The 18,354-nt window shown below is 34.1% G+C and carries 15 protein-coding genes; 7 read left to right on the forward strand and 8 right to left on the reverse strand.

The annotated features are described in order from the left end of the window. Positions 1-31: 31 nt before the first annotated feature. Together Q3Y49_RS17235 and Q3Y49_RS17240 are read right to left on the reverse strand one after the other, a co-directional pair. Positions 32-967 carry an MlaD family protein gene (locus Q3Y49_RS17235; RefSeq protein ID WP_303269879.1) on the reverse strand — a complete coding sequence of 312 codons (936 nt, stop codon included), beginning with the start codon at positions 965-967 and terminating at the stop codon, positions 32-34. A 14-nt stretch (positions 968-981) separates the two neighbouring features. Continuing rightward, positions 982-1,728, reverse strand: a complete 747-nt coding sequence (locus Q3Y49_RS17240; protein ID WP_303272120.1) for an N-acetylmuramoyl-L-alanine amidase family protein — start codon at positions 1,726-1,728, stop codon at positions 982-984. A 124-nt stretch (positions 1,729-1,852) separates the two neighbouring features. Between Q3Y49_RS17240 and Q3Y49_RS17245 the strand changes: the two genes are divergently transcribed. Beyond that, the gene (locus Q3Y49_RS17245; RefSeq protein ID WP_303269880.1) at positions 1,853-4,558 is read left to right on the forward strand and encodes a putative LPS assembly protein LptD; all 2,706 of its coding nucleotides are present in this window, start codon (positions 1,853-1,855) and stop codon (positions 4,556-4,558) included. A 25-nt stretch (positions 4,559-4,583) separates the two neighbouring features. Here Q3Y49_RS17245 and Q3Y49_RS17250 read toward each other — a convergent pair whose 3' ends face one another. Genes Q3Y49_RS17250 through Q3Y49_RS17265 form a run of 4 tightly spaced genes read right to left on the reverse strand, consistent with a single transcriptional unit; the run spans position 4,584 to position 8,056 of the window. After that, positions 4,584-5,066, reverse strand: a complete 483-nt coding sequence (locus tag Q3Y49_RS17250; RefSeq protein ID WP_303269881.1) for a low molecular weight protein-tyrosine-phosphatase — start codon at positions 5,064-5,066, stop codon at positions 4,584-4,586. After that, positions 5,063-5,929 (reverse strand): glycosyltransferase, encoded by an 867-nt coding sequence (locus Q3Y49_RS17255; protein WP_303269882.1) that lies wholly within the window; start codon positions 5,927-5,929, stop codon positions 5,063-5,065. Before Q3Y49_RS17255 ends, Q3Y49_RS17250 begins: the two co-directional genes overlap by 4 nt. Further along, the gene (locus Q3Y49_RS17260) at positions 5,919-7,100 is read right to left on the reverse strand and encodes an MATE family efflux transporter (protein ID WP_303269883.1); all 1,182 of its coding nucleotides are present in this window, start codon (positions 7,098-7,100) and stop codon (positions 5,919-5,921) included. The genes Q3Y49_RS17255 and Q3Y49_RS17260 overlap by 11 nt, the downstream gene beginning before the upstream one ends. Before the next feature lie 38 nt (positions 7,101-7,138). After that, positions 7,139-8,056 carry a hypothetical protein gene (locus Q3Y49_RS17265; RefSeq protein ID WP_303269884.1) on the reverse strand — a complete coding sequence of 306 codons (918 nt, stop codon included), beginning with the start codon at positions 8,054-8,056 and terminating at the stop codon, positions 7,139-7,141. 102 nt (positions 8,057-8,158) lie between these two features. Here Q3Y49_RS17265 and Q3Y49_RS17270 point away from each other — a divergent pair, with 102 nt between their 5' ends. Further along, positions 8,159-8,770: an IMPACT family protein gene (locus tag Q3Y49_RS17270; RefSeq protein ID WP_303269885.1), complete on the forward strand. Its 612-nt coding sequence runs from the start codon at positions 8,159-8,161 to the stop codon at positions 8,768-8,770. Between the two features lie 2 nt (positions 8,771-8,772). Here Q3Y49_RS17270 and Q3Y49_RS17275 read toward each other — a convergent pair whose 3' ends face one another. Further along, positions 8,773-9,249: an Mpo1 family 2-hydroxy fatty acid dioxygenase gene (locus Q3Y49_RS17275; protein ID WP_303269886.1), complete on the reverse strand. Its 477-nt coding sequence runs from the start codon at positions 9,247-9,249 to the stop codon at positions 8,773-8,775. Between the two features lie 339 nt (positions 9,250-9,588). On the opposite strand from Q3Y49_RS17275, the gene hisG reads away from it, so the two are divergent. The 3 genes from hisG to hisC all read left to right on the forward strand — a co-directional run bounded on the left by hisG (position 9,589) and on the right by hisC (position 12,892). After that, positions 9,589-10,446, forward strand: coding sequence for an ATP phosphoribosyltransferase (gene hisG, locus Q3Y49_RS17280; protein ID WP_303269887.1), 858 nt, complete (start codon positions 9,589-9,591; stop codon positions 10,444-10,446). 73 nt (positions 10,447-10,519) lie between these two features. Continuing rightward, positions 10,520-11,809: a histidinol dehydrogenase gene (gene hisD / locus Q3Y49_RS17285; protein WP_303269888.1), complete on the forward strand. Its 1,290-nt coding sequence runs from the start codon at positions 10,520-10,522 to the stop codon at positions 11,807-11,809. 9 nt (positions 11,810-11,818) lie between these two features. Then, positions 11,819-12,892, forward strand: a complete 1,074-nt coding sequence (gene hisC / locus Q3Y49_RS17290; protein ID WP_303269889.1) for a histidinol-phosphate transaminase — start codon at positions 11,819-11,821, stop codon at positions 12,890-12,892. On the opposite strand, the gene Q3Y49_RS17295 is transcribed toward hisC, so the two are convergent. Continuing rightward, positions 12,889-13,434: an NUDIX domain-containing protein gene (locus Q3Y49_RS17295; protein WP_303269890.1), complete on the reverse strand. Its 546-nt coding sequence runs from the start codon at positions 13,432-13,434 to the stop codon at positions 12,889-12,891. The genes hisC and Q3Y49_RS17295 overlap by 4 nt on opposite strands. A 146-nt stretch (positions 13,435-13,580) precedes the next feature. On the opposite strand from Q3Y49_RS17295, the gene Q3Y49_RS17300 reads away from it, so the two are divergent. Both Q3Y49_RS17300 and Q3Y49_RS17305 read left to right on the forward strand, forming a co-directional pair. Then, positions 13,581-16,220: a sensor histidine kinase gene (locus Q3Y49_RS17300; protein ID WP_303269891.1), complete on the forward strand. Its 2,640-nt coding sequence runs from the start codon at positions 13,581-13,583 to the stop codon at positions 16,218-16,220. A 165-nt stretch (positions 16,221-16,385) separates the two neighbouring features. Further along, entirely contained in the window at positions 16,386-18,221 is a 1,836-nt protein-coding gene (locus Q3Y49_RS17305; protein ID WP_303269892.1) for a cation:proton antiporter, read from the forward strand. The last annotated feature ends 133 nt before the right edge of the window (positions 18,222-18,354 follow it).

An 18,354-nucleotide genomic window follows, 5' to 3' on the forward strand; every position in this document is an offset into this window, starting at 1 on the left:
GGTATATTTAATAATTAATTTAGTGCTTCCGTTACTTCTTTTTGTCTCCTTTATCTTTTCTACCAAAAAGAGAAAAGTGAACATATTTTTTTGGTTGATCTTTCATATCAATTAATAAAGCATCAAGATCCACCAATGTTTGATTTAGATTCAAATATAATGAATCATCGTTCAATAACTTATCCACAGTACCTTCACCATCTTGCATAGAAGCTACGGTATTATTGATTGTAATTAAAGTTGTATCTAATCTATTGACCACTCTAGCTAATTCTAGAGCATTAACTGAGTCTGCAATCCCATTCGTTTTCTTCAATAATGCTTTCAGACCGCTTTTTTCATCGGCAAGGGTGGCTGATATTTTCTTAAAATCATCAATTAAAGCGGTAATGGTAGCTTGCTTTTCTGATATCTTCGCTAAATTCTGAGTGGTTTGCTCCACATTGAGCATTATATTTTGAATAGCATCCTCATTTTTATCAATATTAGCCAAAATATGATTGAGATGTTGTCCAACTGAATCTAAAGTTTTCAGAACAGGATATGCCTGTTCTTGGATTTGTTCTGTTAAAGCAGGTTCGATATCTCCAATAACTTCACTTCCTTCTGGCAATGCTTCAGTTACTGTGTTTCTGATTAAAACAATTGTCTGCGAACCTAGAATATCAGAAGCCAATAACGCCACTGATTCGTCACCTAAAGTAATATCTTCCCTAACTTCGAAATATACCTTTAGCTTATTCTCCTGGTCTTGTAAAATTTCAATTTTGCTAACCCTTCCCACTGAGAGTCCACTGAGCAATACAGGATTTGATGCCGTAAGACCATCAACTTGTTCGTAAACGGCATAATACTCATTGGAAGGATTGAAAAAATCAATTCCTTTCAAAAAATTAAAACCAAAATAAAATATTACAATTGCTGTGATTGCTAATACCGCAACCTTAATTTCTTTAGCTATTTTCAATTTATATAGTTTTTTTAGTTCATTGATTCAATTTCGACTTTGTAATCTCGAATGGCTCTAAAGATTCCAGATGCTATATACGTTTGACCGAGATCATCGTTCAAATATCTCTCCTCTTGTGAATTACTTAGAAATCCAGTCTCAATTAAAACACTAGGCATAGAGCTCTTAAACAAAACTACAAATCCTGCTTGCTTTACACCTCGACTATGACGACCAACTCGTTTATCAAACTGGTATTCAACTTTTTCAGCCAAATTCAAACTATTAGCTAAATAGGCATTTTGATATAAAGAAAAAAGAATATGCGATGCTGGATCATTAGGATCGAAGCCTTCATATTTTTCTTCATAATTTTCTTCCATCAAAATTACAGCATTTTCTCTCTTCGCCACATTTAAGTTAGTCTCCGACTTGTGTAATCCCATTATCCAAGTCTCTGTACCATGCACTTTTGTACTATATTCCACCGCATTGCAGTGAATAGAAACAAAGAGGTCGGCACCATTTTTGTTTGCAATGTTCGAGCGTTCATCAAGTTCAACAAAATTATCATCAGTTCTAGTATAAATGACTTCAACATCAGGCAAGTACTCTTTAATAATCTCACCTAATTCCAAAGCAATATCTAAAGCTATGTCTTTTTCCTTTGACATTACGCCTCGAGTTCCACTATCTTTGCCGCCATGTCCAGCATCAATCACAACCTTATCAACTTTGTATGAAGGTTTGTTAAGATTTGTGAAGGAGCCAAGGACCATCAACAGTGTAAGAATAGAAAGGATGGTAATATTTTTCACAATCTTTCGGTTGTTAAATTTGAATAGTATAATTTTACACAAAGATTGCAAAAATTCATCAAATCGGAAAAATCCACGGAACAATTTGAGGCGGTATATTTTAAGTTTATTCATATTTGTTGTACCCTTTATTGGTTACGCGCAAGAAGTTGATTCTGTAAATCAGAAATCTGACTCTTTGCTTGAGAGTTCTATCAAAATTGATTCCACAAAATCTATTGAAGATTCCACTATTAATATTTTAACGGATTCCATCACTAATAATGTTCGAACTGATTCTGTTAAGAAAAAGAAAAAAGGAGATATTGCAACAACTGTCAATTACACTGCCAAAGACTCTTTAAACTTTAACTTGAAAACTCAAGATATTATTATGTATAAAGAGGCTCATGTTGATTATGGGGATATAGAACTTGACGCTGATAAGATAAAAGTAAATTATAATACCAAAATTCTTGACGCCAGCGGTTTAAAGGACACTGCTGATAATATTACAGGCAAACCTATTTTTACAGATAAAGGTCAAGTTTATCAGACGGATCAGATTACTTATAATTTCGATACTAAAAAAGCGATAATCAAAGGAGTGGTCACCCAACAGGGAGAAGCCTTCATGCACTCAAACTGGACAAAAAAGAATGAAAAGGATGAAATGTTCAGTGATCATGCCTTGTATACTACTTGTAATTTAGACCATCCCCATTTCGGAATATCTGCAAATAAATTAAAACTTATTCCTGGGGATAAGATATTGGCAGGGCCATTTAATTTAGAAATTACAGAGATCCCAACTCCATTATTATTTCCCTTCGGAATGTTTCCAATGCCAAACAATAAAACTTCCGGTATTTTATTCCCAACTTATGGAGAAGAAAACAGAAGAGGATTTTTCTTGAGAGATGGAGGTTATTATTGGGCTATAAATCAATATGCTGACATGGCACTTCGAGGTGAAATATACTCCAAAGGTAGTTATGGACTTTCGGTGGCTTCTAACTACAAAAAAAGATATAGTTATAATGGCAATCTAAACATTAGATTTAATCAACAACAAATAGGCGAGACAGAAGCGGATTCTGCTGTCTCCCGAGATTTTTGGGTTCAATGGTCGCATAGGCCAGAATCAAAAGGCACAGGACGTTTTTCTGCCTCGGTAAACGGTGGTACATCCACTTTTAATCAAAATAACCCTTCTACCAACTTTCAACAACAAGTTACGGCTAACTTCAATTCAAATATTTCATATTCAAATGTAATTCAAGGAACACCATTCAATTATGCTATTAGTGCAAGGCATGATCAAGACATTAGAACGAATGAAATCAACTTACTATTACCAGAAGTAGCTCTAAACATGAATCGCCAATACCCTTTTAAAGCCGTAAATGTGGATGGCTTGAATTGGCTCCAGAAAATGAATTACTCTTACAACTTTACTTCGACAAACAGAATTACTAATAATATAGGTATGATTGGTCCAGAAGCTACTGAAGACAGTATCGCAGATTTCAGCCGGGAAAATCTCCCATACTTATTAGAGAGAGCAAATAATGGGGGTCGACATAGAGTTCCCGTTTCTACTTCATTTAACTTATTCAAATTTATTACCGCCAGCCCTAATTTCAATTATGATGAAGTGTGGTATTTACGAGAGTTGAATCATAGATATAGTGACTCATTAAATACAGTTGTTATAGACACTGTAAATACTTTTAGTAGAGCATCATCTTATAACGCAGGTATCGGCTTCACTACCCGGCTCTACGGAACGATTTACCCAAAGAAAGGACCAGTTAAGGCGGTAAGACATATAATGACTCCTTCAGTTAATTTAAATTGGAGACCCGATTTTGGTGAAGAGCAATATGGAATATATAAGGAGGTTCAAACAGACTCATTAGGAAATACAAGAGTATATTCAAAATATGAAGGCTTTGTATACGGAAGTCCAGGAAGAGGAAAGTCGGGAACTATTGGAATTTCTTTAGCCAATACAATTGAAATGAAAGTAAAAAAAGAAAGTGATACTTCAGACATGCCCAAAAAAGTTAAAATCTTTGACAACCTTTCATTCGCTACTAGTTATAATGTCATCGCTGATTCATTTAGATTAGCTCCTATCTCCATAAACGCTCGGACAAATCTATTTAATGGGAAGTTAGACGTCAATTTACAAACTGGGATTGATCCTTATGTGATGGTTTTAGACAGTATCAACGTTAGAGAAAATGGAACTAAACAAGTATTTCAAAGGAAAATTGACCAGTATGCCTGGGAAGCGGGCAAAGGAATAGGGCGATTGACAACTGCAAACATCGCTTTATCCACTAATCTAAACCCTGCTGGTAAAAAAAGTGATGATGAAAACAGAAATAATCTAGAAGATCAAGCGCGGCAAGCAGGTGCTACAGAAGATCAAATTCAGGCATTGGCCAATAACCCTGATATGTATGTGGATTTCGAAGTACCATGGAATTTGAGAGTCCGATACAACATCAGGTGGAGCAAGCAAGGCTTTGAGGAGGCAAATATCCAGCAAACCATGAATTTTAGTGGGGATGTAAATTTTACAGAAAACTGGAAAGTTGGATTTAACTCAGGATATGACTTTGAACAACAAGAATTCACACAAACATCTATCAATATCTTTAGAAATCTTCATTGCTGGCAAATCAATGCCAATTGGGTTCCTTTTGGCAGATTCCAGTCTTTCAGTGTTGATATTGGAGTGAAAGCCTCTATTCTCCAAGATTTAAAATTGAACAGAAGAAGAAGTTGGTGGGATAATTAAATACGAGTTCTTAAATTAAAAGGTCTTAGTTTTCAATGGCTTGCAGGTGGTAATTCAATAGATTCTCGGTACATCTGTCCAAGATATCATATACATTTTGGAAACCTTCCTCTCCACCATAATATGGATCAGGTACATCAATGCCCTGCAAATTGATTTCAGTCTCATAATCACGCATAAGCTGAACTTTTTGTAGATGCTCCTCAGAAGTTGCAAATCCAATAATCTTCATTTTATTGGCATTGTCCATTACCAAAATATGATCAAAGCGATTAAAGTCTGAAGCATCAAACTGCCTTGCACGGTGTTTCAATTCTAAACCATTTTCCTGAGCATTTTCACGTGTTCTTTCATCAGGCAACTCACCAATATGATAATCCGCTGTTCCGCATGAATCAATTTTAAATTGTTCTTCATTGTCCATATTTGATATTTTACTTAACATCAAACCTTCAGCCAGTGGTGATCTGCAAATGTTCCCCAAGCACACGAAAAGTATTTTTTTCATTTTTGCAAAATAGTTTTAAGACCCAAATTAATAAAAGCTGAGAACAATATGAATCTTTTATGAAGAAAAGCCTGTCTTGATTCATAAAAAATTCTTCTAAGTAGCGCTTTTTTGTCCCGTTTATCTTGAATCATATCAAATGCTTTATAACAGATTTTCAAAGTCGAAGCCAATTGTTTATTGTTACTTTGGTATTGTTGGTGAGACATCGAGCTAGATAAAACCCTTTTCTCCACCAATATTTTGTCGGTGTAACTGAATAGGTGCTGTCTTGAAAGTCTGAGCATAATATCAAAATCCTCATAAGCTAAATCTTCATCATATCCACCAAGCTCTTTCAAAAAAGAAGACCTGTACATCATGCTTGGAGAACAAATAAAATATCTTTGTAAAATCTGATAAAATAAATTGCCCTCTGGCACTGGAATAGTAGAATGGTTCTTCTTATCTACCGGATAATGAGTTTTAATATACTCTCCTTCCTCATTTATGTAGTTTGCATTTGTAAAATTAACGGCAATATTTCGATCTCTTTCCAGATTTTGCAGTCCTTCTCCCACCCTATCCTCCAATAAACGATCATCAGCCGCCAAATCAATAATATAATCGGCATTAACTAGTTCCAATGCCTTATTAAAAGCCTTACAATTACCAATATTTTCTCGCAAGAAGATTGATTTGATATTTCTATTTGGATGATGATCAATAAAAGATTTTATTCTTTGTACACTGTCATCGCTTGAAGCATCATCCACAATAATAAGTTCTGCAGAATAAGTTTGCTCTAAAACTGATTGCATCGCTTCCTGTACATATTTTTCATGATTATAGCACAAACAAATTACAGCTACCTTACCCTTCATTTCTTAAACTTTTTATTCCTACAATCGCCACAACTACAAAAAAGCAACTAAACCGTAGGATGTGAGCATAAACCAAAATATCTATACCTATTGATGAATTTAAAACTATTATTGCTACAAATATAAGCGCACTTAATATTTCAGTAAAAACATATGATTTGACCCTAACAGTAGCAATTAAATAAACAGAAAATGGAAAGGATAGAAATGCGAATAAATCTCCAAAAATCTGAAATTGAAACAAGTGTACCGCCTGTGCATACTGTGCCTCATAAAATACTTCCAGAATAAGCTCATCAAATTGAAAAACCAAGAACAGAAATATCAAGGAAAGTAAAAAATACGGCAAATAGTACCTCTTCAAAATGCTTAAATCCAAGTTTCTTCTTGCTATTAGTTTGGAGATCATTGGGTAAAAGCTCAAAAATAGAAAACTAATCAATAACCCACGATATGCTTCAGAAATTCTCACAACGGATTGCCATAAACCTGTTTGAATAGTCCCAAACTCATGAATGGCAAATTCCCTGATAAAATAATCAACCCATTTACTACTTAACCACACAGTGACTGCCATAATTAGGAATTGACCAAAATGTTGTTTTAATTTTTTATCAATTCTAAAATTAAATTTCAGATAGGGATAAATCGGGTAAATCAGAACTAACGAAAAAAGCGACTGAATTAATAGCCATAAAATCAAGAATTGATGAAGGTTTAGCTCAAAGAAAACAAGCACTCCAAAAAATGTTAACCATTGAACCAAAATGATTGATGCATAAACACTTAATTTTTGCTGAATAACATATACAGCAGAAACTATCAAGCCAAAGCAAAAAAGTAGAATGGAAGGAATAATTATTAGCCATTCTTGAAGACTGAATAAGAAAAGGCTTTGTCTGAACTGATGACGAATCAATAAAAAAATGCCAGTCACAAAGGTTAATAGAACTAAAATGATAATGGCTGATCCAATGATGTGCTTCTTTTGGAAATTCTGTTTTGGAAATGCATTTATCAGCCCATTTCCAGCTGCATCTTGAATAGGTTGAGTAAATAAAGCTAGGAAATTTTGAAAGTGGCTAAACAGGGTTGTTCCAGCTGGTCCATATAAAACAGCTACAGCTTTCTGTGCACCAAAGCCTACTACGGTCCGGATTAATAAAAGCATTCCACTCCAAAAGCTATGATGATATATCTGCCAAAACCTCAACAATGCAAAGTATATTTTCTGTAAAATTCACCCCCAATATAAGACTTATATCGAGCTAAATTTTTGTTAATATTTCCATCTGGAAGCATAGAAGTTCCCATCTCAATTATGGAGAAACCATTCTCTTGTGCCCAATTATATACAGAATTCCACAATAAAAGTGAAGGCTCATTCAAATTTGAGGATGGATCAATTATTAATGAATAAACATAAAGCGTCATATCATTTACCTTCAAAAAGAATACGTTCCCAACCAAAATGCTATCTATTTCTATTTTTAAAGCATGATAAACATCAGGGAATTGCAATTTTGCCTTTGACATGTTTTCTACACTTATTAAGTTTTGATGAGATTTTTTTGCTCTCCAATTCAAATTCTCTTGATATTCATCAGCCCAATTATCTATATCTACATTTGAGACTCTATATTGATTAGCAGATAATAAAGATTTCAATTTTCGTTTCTTTCGCTCTTGCCTAATGTGCTCTACAAATGACTTGTCAGATACTGTAAGCCTACTGGCAAGATCTACTTTTTTGATCTTAAGCGAAGGCATCAAAAAGAAGTGATCAGTGGAAAGAGTATCTGATTGCAAAGTAAACTCGATTGAGCAATTATACTTCTCTTTACAGTAGCTGAAAACATTTTCACAAACCAGACTTATATCGACTTCACTTGCAAAGTAGGGAGTAAAAAAAGGGGCGTTAAATGGTGTACTCAATTTTTGCTTTTGTTTGTAAAAACACCAAAAAGCAACAATCTGACCCTTACCATCATAGACCGTAATGGGAAGGATCTTCTCCAAAGCCAAATGTAACAACCAATAACTTTTCTGAGCAAAAACAGAAAACTTCAATACTTCTTCCTCACTTTTGGAGGGAAAATGCTCTGAAATTTGATAGTTTTGCCTCATGGGGTAAAAATACTTTTTAAAGTGCAATAAATGATAAGTTTGAAGTTTAATTGCCTAAAATCCTCTAATTTGAACTTTCTTTTATAAAATTTCTAAGTATAAATGAAGGACTATTTCTACACAATTTCTAAAGGTGGCGAAGGATTCTATAAAGAAAAAGGTAGTAAATTCATAGGACTAGCCTTTAGAGTGCATAATGAAGATGAAGTTAAAGAAAAATTAGAGGAGGTCAAGAAGCAGTTTCATGATGCTCGCCATCATTGCTATGCTTATTTTTTATCAAAAGACAAGCTGCGAGCAAATGATGATGGGGAACCCAACCATTCCGCTGGAGATCCCATTTTAGGTCAAATAAAATCAAAAAACCTAACGCAAGTCCTAGTAGTGGTAGTCCGTTACTTTGGTGGGACAAAACTTGGTGTCTCTGGCCTAATAAATGCATATAAAACAGCAGCATTTGAGTCTTTGGAGGCTTCAAAACTATTAAAAGTTACCATTGAAGCTATCTACGAAATACAATATGGATACGAAATTACAAATGAGGTAATGAAATTAATAGCTGATTTTGCAGCTGATATTAAAAATCAAGAATTCACAGAAAACTGTAATGCCATATTAGGTATTAAACAATCATTACAGGAGAAATTTGAAGAAGAAGCTAGTAAAATTGATGGCCTAAAGTTCGATATAAATAATGCACTTCATGACGATTGAATTCAATATTTCACTCCAATCTTTTTGTAAATAAAATGCATTAACCAGGCAGGTCCGATTAGTAAAAACTGTAAATCTTTCAGAAATGAAGGCTTTTTACCTTCAATTTTATGACCCCAAAATTGACCTACCCATGCCAAGAAAAACACTAGCAATGCTATTGCCCACAGAGGCAAAAAATCTAGCTGATCCGCCCAGCGTGCAACTGCTATACATAAAACAGCAAATAGCACCATACCAAATGAGAGGGGGATTGACAAACTGATATAATAAATAAGCACGATCCCTAAAACAACTACTGCCCAATTATTAAAGTAACCAACACCGAATGCATAGGTTAACATATCATTTGGTATACTATAGAGCAAAGCTACAACACTCCAAAATATTAAAGGTACACAAATCCAATGAACTTTCTTATTAGTTGCATTTTTATGACTCGCCCCATATTCCTCTAATAATGTATCTATTTTTCTCATGTATCTAAAGTAGAAAATTTTAATTTATGAATCAATTAGTAATGTTCTAAGAATTACAATTTTTACATAAAACGCATCAAAACAATAGCATTTTAAAAAAAGCTTATTACATTTGCTTTCTCATGAACAAAAGCACTTTACATATCTTAAATTGGCAAAATGCTTCCCAGGCATTTCATGCAGTTCATGTATTCCATCATTCCTCTTTGTAAGAGGAAAAAAATCAATATATCGCCATAAGCAGGTGTCTGCACATTATATTTATTTAAGGAGAATCGTTAAACATTTTCTTAGAAAATCTCTTAGTTAAATACTATTTTTATATCTCAAAATTTAAATATGAATACATTAAAAATTGCTATACAAAAGTCAGGTCGATTAAGCGAAGACTCACTAAAACTAATTAAAGAATGTGGAATTAAATTCAGCAATGGAAAAGGTAAACTTAAAGCAGTTGCTGATAATTTCCCAATCGAGTTTTTATTTTTAAGAGATGACGATATTCCAGGTTATGTTGAAGACGGAGTAGCTGATTTAGGAATTGTGGGGGAAAACGTATTAGTTGAATACAACAATGATGTCAAAATAGTCAAAAAGTTAGGATTTTCTAAATGCAGACTATCAATTGGTGTAGATAGAAACTGGGATTATAAAAATATTAAGGATTTAGATGGGAAAAGCATCGCTACATCCTACCCTAAAATCTTAAGTAATTTCTTAAAAGAAAACAATATTAATGCAGAAATTCATGAAATCAGCGGTTCAGTGGAGATTGCTCCAAGTATAGGCTTAGCTGATGCTGTTTGCGATATTGTTAGTTCTGGTAGCACTTTGTTAAGTAATGGTTTAAAAGAAGCCGATGTAATTATGCGTTCAGAGGCGGTCTTAGTTTCAAACAACAATTTATCTGATGGGCAGAAAGACATTTTGAATCAACTGCTATTCAGAATGGAGTCTGTTCAAGCTGGTAAAAACAACAAGTACATTTTATTGAATGCTCCAAATGAATCGATTGATGAAATTATTGATTTATTACCGGGGATGAAAAGCCCAACGGTTTTACCTTTAGCAATGGAAGGATGGAGTTCATTACATTCTGTTGTAAAAGAAGATGATTTTTGGGAAGTAATAGAAAAACTGAAAGGAGCGGGCGCTCAAGGAATATTAGTAGCTCCTATAGAGAAGATGATTGTATAGTGATCCACCTTTGAAATAAAATCTGGCAGGTTTAGTTAAGATTTATTGAGGAATCTATTTGATAAAAGAAAATATGAAAGATTACACATACCCGAAAAGAGATAGCTGGGAACATCTACTGAAAAGACCAACAGAATCTCTTTCTGATATAAGAAAAATAGTTCAACCTATTATGGATGCGGTTCAAAGCAATGGAGACGATGCTTTAAAAGCCTACACAAAAAAGTTTGACGGGATCGAATTGGATAATTTTCTGGTGAATGATCATGAGATAAAATCAGCTTCATCAGCTGTTTCAGATAAATTAAAGGAGGCTATCAAAGTGGCCCATGATAATATTTTTCAATTTCATGAGGCACAAGTAACCGTTCCACTCAAAATTGAAACCATGCCAGGTGTATTGTGTGAACGAAAATCAGTAGCCATCCCTAAGGTAGGCTTGTACATTCCTGGTGGAACGGCTCCTCTTTTCAGTACAGTTTTAATGTTGGCCATACCCGCGAAAATTGCTGGTTGTAAAGAAATAGTATTATGTACACCACCTAATAAAGAAGGGAAAATTCATCCTGCAATTTTATATGCTGCTGAAGTTGCTGGAATTACAAAAATATTTAAAGTGGGTGGAGCCCAAGCAATTGCTGCTTTTGCTTATGGAACAGAAAGCATTCCGAAGGTAGATAAAATATTTGGCCCTGGTAATCAATATGTAACTGCCGCTAAGCAGCTGGCAAGTTTGGAAGCAGTTGCAATAGATATGCCTGCAGGACCATCAGAAGTATTAGTCTATGCAGATAAAGGTGCAGATCCAGGCTTTGTAGCCGCTGATCTACTATCGCAAGCAGAACACGGAGTTGATAGTCAAGTAATTTTTGTCACCACCTATCCGGAAATGTTAAATGCGTTGCAAAAAGAAATATACCATCAGCTAAGTGAATTGCCTCGCTGGGAAATTGCTGACAGATGCTTGCAAAATAGTGCCGTCATCATTTTAAAGTCTGAAGCTGAATGTATTGATTTAATAAATTTATATGCTCCTGAGCACTTGATTTTATTAGCTGAAAATGCGAGGGAAATAGCCGGTCAAATTGAAAATGCTGGCTCCATATTTTTAGGATACTATACTCCCGAATCTGCTGGTGATTATGCATCAGGGACTAATCATACTTTACCAACAAATGGTGCTGCACGAGCTTATAGTGGAGTTTCTTTGGATAGTTTTGTTAAGAATATCACCTATCAGGAAATAACACCCGAAGGCTTGCGGTCCTTGGGCCCGCATGTAGAAGAGATGGCGGAAGCCGAATCCTTAAGAGCACATAAAAACGCAGTGACTGTCAGACTAAATAGTTTAAAGAATAAATAACTTGCAAAAATGAGCAATAATATAAATTGGGAGGACTTAGTACTTCCACATATTCTAAAATTGCAGGCATACTCTTCAGCAAGAGATGAATTTTCCGGTGATGCTAAGGTGTTTTTAGACGCCAATGAAAATCCGTTTGATGAGGAGCAACAAAACTGGAACCGCTACCCCGATCCATTACAAAAGAAAATAAAAACCAGATTATCTGACTTAAAAGGAATCCCCGCTGAAAATATATTCTTAGGTAATGGAAGTGATGAGGCAATAGATTTACTTTTTAGAATTTTCTGCAAAAGTGAAGAATCCAACATAGTCACCTGCCCTCCTACTTATGGAATGTATAAAGTATCTTCATCCATCCATAATGTTGAAAATATAGAAGTTCAATTAACTGAAGATTTTCAATTAGATGTGAAAGCGATTATAGACAAGGCCACTCAGCAAAGCAAAATGCTTTTTATCTGTTCTCCGAATAATCCAACGGGAAATAGCTTGAGGAAAGATGACATTCAGTATTTATTAGAGAATTTTAATGGAATTGTAGTCATTGATGAGGCTTATATTGATTTTTCAGCTCAAGACTCATGGATACATGCGTTATCAGAGTATCCAAATTTGGTAGTTCTACAAACTTTAAGCAAAGCATGGGGCTTAGCTTCAGCCAGATTGGGAATGGCATTTGCAAATCAAGATTTAATTAAGATACTTAACAAAGTTAAACCCCCATATAATATTAGTGGCCCTAGTCAAAAACTGGTAGCAGAATCACTTTCAAAGAAGCAAATATTTGACAATCAAGTAAAAGCGATTATAGCAGAAAGAGATGACCTATTTCTCAAGCTGCAAGATATAGCGGGGGTTAAGAAGGTTTATCCGACTGATGCAAATTTTATTTTAGTAGAAATAAATGATGCAAAAGAAATCTATCAAAACCTTCTTAAAAACGGCATTGTGGTCAGAGATCGTTCCAATGTTTCACTATGTAATGACTGCTTGAGAATAACGGTCGGAACTAAGGAAGAGAATGAGGCTATTATTAGGGGTCTGGAAGGGATAACTTCAGGTGACAAGCTGAATTACTAAATTTTATCCAGCAAATACTTCAACTTTAGCAGGGCTGCGATACTAATACTATCAGTAATTTTACCGTCCATTACCATTTGAAAAGCTTCTGATATTGGAAGCTTTCTAATTTTTAAATCTTCGGTTTCCTCAAAGTCCGTTTCTCCCTGTTTTAACTCCTTAGCTAAATATACAACTCCTCTCTCGTCAGAAACAGAATTGCTGGTATGAATCCTCAATAATTCCTCCCAGCTTGCAGCGAATAACCCGGTTTCTTCTCTCAGTTCACGTTTGGCTGCATCAAGCTCCCTTTCGCCAATAGGGCACCCCCCTTCTGGGATTTCCCAGCTATATTCATCCAATGGATATCTATATTGACCAACCAACCATGTATTTCCATCATCATCTACTGGAACAATACCAACTGCCACATTCTTAAAATGTACTTTTCCATATATCCCCATACCGCCACCAGGATTGATCACATCATGTTCTTCAACTTTAATCCATGGGTTTTCATATTGAATTTTAGATTTTAATAACTTCCAGGGATTTATCGGCATCTTATGAAATATTTAAAATAAAAAAAGGTAAAATTATATTTAATTATCGTAGAAAATTCACAAGTAATCGAAAAATAAATGAAGTATTTTAATATATTGATCAAAATTCGCCTATTAATGTACAATTTGTATCAATAATTAAACTATTGAAGGAAAAGATTTCAAATATTGCACAGGTAAAGTTTTTACTAATCATAGTTATTTCTAGCGCTTTGCTGTCAAAAGTTTATTGTCAGGGAATGCTGGAAGACTCTTCTCGGTACTATACTTCTATTGCTAAAAAGAATTGGCATAATGATATTCAAAAAGCTCATAAAGCCGCTCAAAATGCCTATCGACTAATATCAAACATAGAAGACTCCACACTTAAGGCAGACTCTTACGCTCAATATGGGATTTCATTTTACACAAATCAAGAATATGACAGTGCTATAAAATATTATCAAAAAGCAATAAATCTTGCAAGCAAGGAAGAGGCTAATAATTACCGTTTTATATCGTATTTATGTTCTGCTTACGAGAAAAAAGGACATTACAAACATATTTTTGACATAATAGAAAATGAAATTCTCGCCAATGATAACAACAATTCAGAATACTTCAATTTACTATTGATCAAATTATCAGCGGCTTTGAAAATTGGATTAACTGAAGAGGCAGTGTTGACCTTGAAAATTCTTGAAGACGTAATACCACAATTAGATACTATAAATACTTACAATAAGTATATTAGCTTGAAGGCGAAATATTATCAAACAATAGCGTCCTTTCAGAACTCAGATTCGATATTTTTAAGGTTAATTGAGCATTATGACTCTACTAACAATAAGATGGATAAGGCTGAGACCTTTATGCAACTGGCCCTAAATGCAATGGAAGTAAGTAGGTATCAACAAAGCTCACAATATTTGATTCAATCTGAAGCTATATATGATAGTCTGAACTACGGATTTGGAAAAGCTAATATTGATTTGTACACAGGAACTTTACTATCTTGGATGCAACGTTATAATGAAGCAAGTAACTACATCTTCAAAGCTCTTAAAGTCTTCGAAGAAAATAATAATGTAAATGAAATTCAAATAGCCTACTATGAATTAGGATGGATTTTCTACTCTTTGAATTTAGAGAATAGAGCAGAAAGCTACTTATTCAAGGCACTAGAAATAGCAGAAACTATTCAAAATTTTAGTTATTTAGGTAGAAGTCATAATGCGCTTGGTTCTTTATACACTGATCTAGAAAAGTACGACTCAGCTATCCTGCATTTTGATTCAGCTATTTATTTCCAAAAAATCACAAAAAATATAAAAGAATTATCGGCAGCAAAATTTAATAAAGCTGTGGTTTTGGAAAAAATTGGTAAAGATGACCAAGCACTTAAGATATACAAAGAAACTTATAAAATAGATGTAGACTTAAATAATTATGCAGGATTAATTGAGGGAGAATGGATTTTAGGGGAATACTATATGAAAATCCAAAAACTAGACTCTGCCAAATTTTATTTTGATTTAGGGGAAAAACATGCAAATGAATTGGGAGAGAAGTACTTTCTGCTAAAAATATATCAAGCCCAAGCAAAACTCAATTCCAAACAGGAAATCTACAAACTTTCGGCAGATTATTTACAAAAAGCGTTAAAAACACAGAAAGAGTTGGCACAAGAAAACAAAACGCTAGAATTGGCCACATTGGAAACCACTTACAACCTAAAAAGCAAAGACAAAGAACTGGCTTTGCTAAATCTACAAAAAGAGAATAACGAGCAAACGATTGCACTAAATCAAAAAACCATAGCATCTCAACGAAATACTTTAATCGTTTTAGTAATCGGAATTGCTGTTTTATTGATTCTTAGTTACATCATTTTCAGATACCTTAAAGTAAGAACTAAAACTAATCAACAGCTGAGAGAATTAAATTATGAGATTCAGGAAAAGCAGGAGGAAATTATGGCTCAATCTGAAGAATTAAAAGAAGCCAATGATCATGTGAACGAACTAAATGAATTTCTCGAAAAGAAGGTCAAAGACAGAACCAATGCCTTAGAAAATGCTCTTTCCGAATTAGATCACTTTTTCTATAGAGCTTCGCACGATTTTAGAGGACCTCTTACAACTCTGATGGGCTTGGTTGGGATTTCAAAAAGATACGATTTACCTACCGAAGCTACGATCCTATTCAATAAAGTAAATATTACTGTGAAAAAATTGGATAGTATGGTTAAAAAGCTCCAGGCAGTTAGTTTCTTAGGTGATTTTGAAAATTTGAAATCACCCCAAACAATGGAAATAGAAAATGAAATTAATCGAATCGTTAATGAAGTGATTAAGAACAAATCCTACGATGGAGTCGATTATAATTATGAAATAGAACTTAATTCTTCTATATCCGAAATCACTTTTTATCCTGTAATTCTTGAAATCTGTTTAAGTAATTTAATTGAAAACAGTTTAGTTTTTAATCATTCAAAAAATATAGTAATTAATATTAAAGTGGAATCTTATGAAGATCAACTTATTCTTTCCGTAAAGGACAATGGAACAGGAATATCAAACGAGCAACAGGCTAATATTTTCGATATGTTTAAAAGAAATTCTCCTACGTCCACAGGCAATGGTCTAGGACTGTATATTGTCAAAAAAGCAATAGAGATCCTTGACGGCAAAATCCAACTAGAAAGTGACACAAGGACAGGGAGTACTTTCATATTGATATTTCCCTTGACAGGAATAATGCAAAGCACTTCAAATAATTACAACAAAGTATATACATCCCTTTAAATTAATCTTCTATAGTCTAGATATTAATAATCTGAACTTTCAATTTATACTTTTTTCATTTTCATTTTCATTCATTTAATGTACACTAAATTAATCCTGATTATGCCTATATATCCCGCAATAAATATCTATTTTTAGAATTGATTTAATCAGAATTCTTACAAAATGATAGAATTAGCAAGCATATTAGTTTTAGGGGTTTTCGCACAATGGTTAGCATGGAAAATAAAGCAACCGGCAATTCTCCCGCTGATTATTATAGGATTATTAGTAGGCCCAATTTCTACTTTTTTCACTCCTGAAGGCACTAAGCTAATTGATGGTGACAGCATTTTTTCAGGTGATTTGCTATTCTCATTTGTATCCCTATCGGTAGGCGTGATTCTATTTGAAGGGGGATTAACTCTAAATTTGAAAGAAGTACGAACTGTTGCAAGTACAGTAAGAAACCTTTTGATTGTGGGGGTAATTATCACATTTATAGGGGGTACAATAGCAGCTGTGGCAATACTAGACTTAAGTCTATCGATGGCTTTGCTTTTCGGTGGTTTGATAATTGTGTCGGGTCCTACAGTGGTTTTACCCATTTTGAGAAACGTGAGACCAAATGCAAAAATCAATACTATACTTAAATGGGAAGGTATTCTGATCGATCCTTTAGGCGCATTAATTGCAGTCCTGGTTTATGAATTCATCAAAAGCTCGTCCAACGGTGAATACTACACTGTTGAAGCTTTAAAGGATTTCGTTACTACGATTTCAGTAGGTTTCTTTATTGGTGGTTTTGGAGCCGTTTTAATCTGGTATATCATCAGTAAAAATAAAATACCTGATTATTTAAGGAATGTAATAACCTTAGGGACTGTAATTTTGGTTTTTTCACTTTCTGATATGCTACAAAAAGAAGCAGGGCTTCTAGCAACTACCATTATGGGAATTGTTCTTGCCAATTTAAAGCTTGATGACTTTAAGAAAATCTTGTCTTTCAAAGAAGATATCAGTCTAATATTAGTCACTCTGCTTTTTATTTTACTTTCTAGTAGAATCAACATTGATCAAATAGAACAATTAGGAACAAGAAGCCTTGTTCTATTTGCTGTAGTTATTTTCGTGCTCAGACCGTTGGGAGTTTGGTTAAGTTCTATAGGATCTACCCTTCGTTGGCAAGAAAAAATCTTTATTTCATGGATTGGCCCGCGAGGAATCGTTGCGGCAGCTGTAGCTTCATTATTTTCTTTGGATTTACTCAGCTCTGAAACTACTAGCGCTGCGATAAAATCTGAAGCAGAACTGTTGTTACCACTTGTATTTTTAGTAATAGTGGGAACTGTTATAATTCAGGGAACCAGTGCCAAATACGTTGGTAAATGGCTCGGAGTTTTGAGAAAAGAACCGCAGGGAGTATTATTTGTAGGTGCTAACGAAATTGCTAAAAAACTGGCTTTATTTCTAAAAAAGGAAGGTTTTTACGTATTATTAGCAGACACAGCAAAGCATAATGTCAATGAAGCCAGAAAGCTAAACCTTCCCGTCTACGAAGGGAATATTCTTTCTGAAGAAATTTTTGAAGAGGTTGATCTTTCTCAAATTGGAAAAATGATGGCAGTTACTAGTAACTCAGGCATTAACTCTCTAGCCTTGAGCTGGTTCGACAATGAATTAGGAATGGAAAATACATACCGAATTGTAAGTAAGGAAGAAGCTGAAAATGAAAATCTGCCTTTACCAAAGAATGTTCTATTCAAATCAAGATTGGATTACTTAAGTTTAAATCACTTACTAAGACAAAACAGTGAAATCTCAGAGGTAAAGTTCTATGGAGAATCTGAATATGAAGAATTTCTAGAAGAAAAAGGAAAAACCATTATTCCGTTGTTTATTATCACCTCTGAAAAGAAACTACAGATCATCTCTGGGTATCCAGAAGAGGTAGGGAAAGATGATCGATTAATCTTCTTGAAGAATAAGAATTATAATATGGTAAGCAATGAAAACGACTGATTTATAGCTAAATAGGGCCAATCCTTACCGATCATAAAAAATACAGCATCTTTTTTCTTAAATGTTTAGGATTTCTTTTGAAAACTAACCGGTTAGTTTTATATTGATGTTTTTAAACTAAATAATAGGGAAA

Source organism: Marivirga harenae (assembly GCF_030534335.1).
In the GTDB taxonomy this organism is placed as follows: Bacteria; Bacteroidota; Bacteroidia; order Cytophagales; family Cyclobacteriaceae; genus Marivirga; species Marivirga harenae.

What these genes read in the sequence shown, in the direction of transcription:
- Q3Y49_RS17240 (WP_303272120.1), bottom strand. Translation starts at nt 1,728, where the DNA reads ATGGTCCTTGGCTCCTTCACAAATCTTAACAAACCTTCATACAAAGTT.
- Q3Y49_RS17250 (WP_303269881.1), bottom strand. Translation starts at nt 5,066, where the DNA reads ATGAAAAAAATACTTTTCGTGTGCTTGGGGAACATTTGCAGATCACCA.
- Q3Y49_RS17255 (WP_303269882.1), bottom strand. Translation starts at nt 5,929, where the DNA reads ATGAAGGGTAAGGTAGCTGTAATTTGTTTGTGCTATAATCATGAAAAA.
- Q3Y49_RS17260 (WP_303269883.1), bottom strand. Translation starts at nt 7,100, where the DNA reads ATGCTTTTATTAATCCGGACCGTAGTAGGCTTTGGTGCACAGAAAGCT.
- Q3Y49_RS17265 (WP_303269884.1), bottom strand. Translation starts at nt 8,056, where the DNA reads ATGAGGCAAAACTATCAAATTTCAGAGCATTTTCCCTCCAAAAGTGAG.
- Q3Y49_RS17270 (WP_303269885.1), top strand. Translation starts at nt 8,159, where the DNA reads ATGAAGGACTATTTCTACACAATTTCTAAAGGTGGCGAAGGATTCTAT.
- Q3Y49_RS17275 (WP_303269886.1), bottom strand. Translation starts at nt 9,249, where the DNA reads ATGAGAAAAATAGATACATTATTAGAGGAATATGGGGCGAGTCATAAA.
- hisG (WP_303269887.1), top strand. Translation starts at nt 9,589, where the DNA reads ATGAATACATTAAAAATTGCTATACAAAAGTCAGGTCGATTAAGCGAA.
- hisD (WP_303269888.1), top strand. Translation starts at nt 10,520, where the DNA reads ATGAAAGATTACACATACCCGAAAAGAGATAGCTGGGAACATCTACTG.
- hisC (WP_303269889.1), top strand. Translation starts at nt 11,819, where the DNA reads ATGAGCAATAATATAAATTGGGAGGACTTAGTACTTCCACATATTCTA.
- Q3Y49_RS17295 (WP_303269890.1), bottom strand. Translation starts at nt 13,434, where the DNA reads ATGCCGATAAATCCCTGGAAGTTATTAAAATCTAAAATTCAATATGAA.
- Q3Y49_RS17305 (WP_303269892.1), top strand. Translation starts at nt 16,386, where the DNA reads ATGATAGAATTAGCAAGCATATTAGTTTTAGGGGTTTTCGCACAATGG.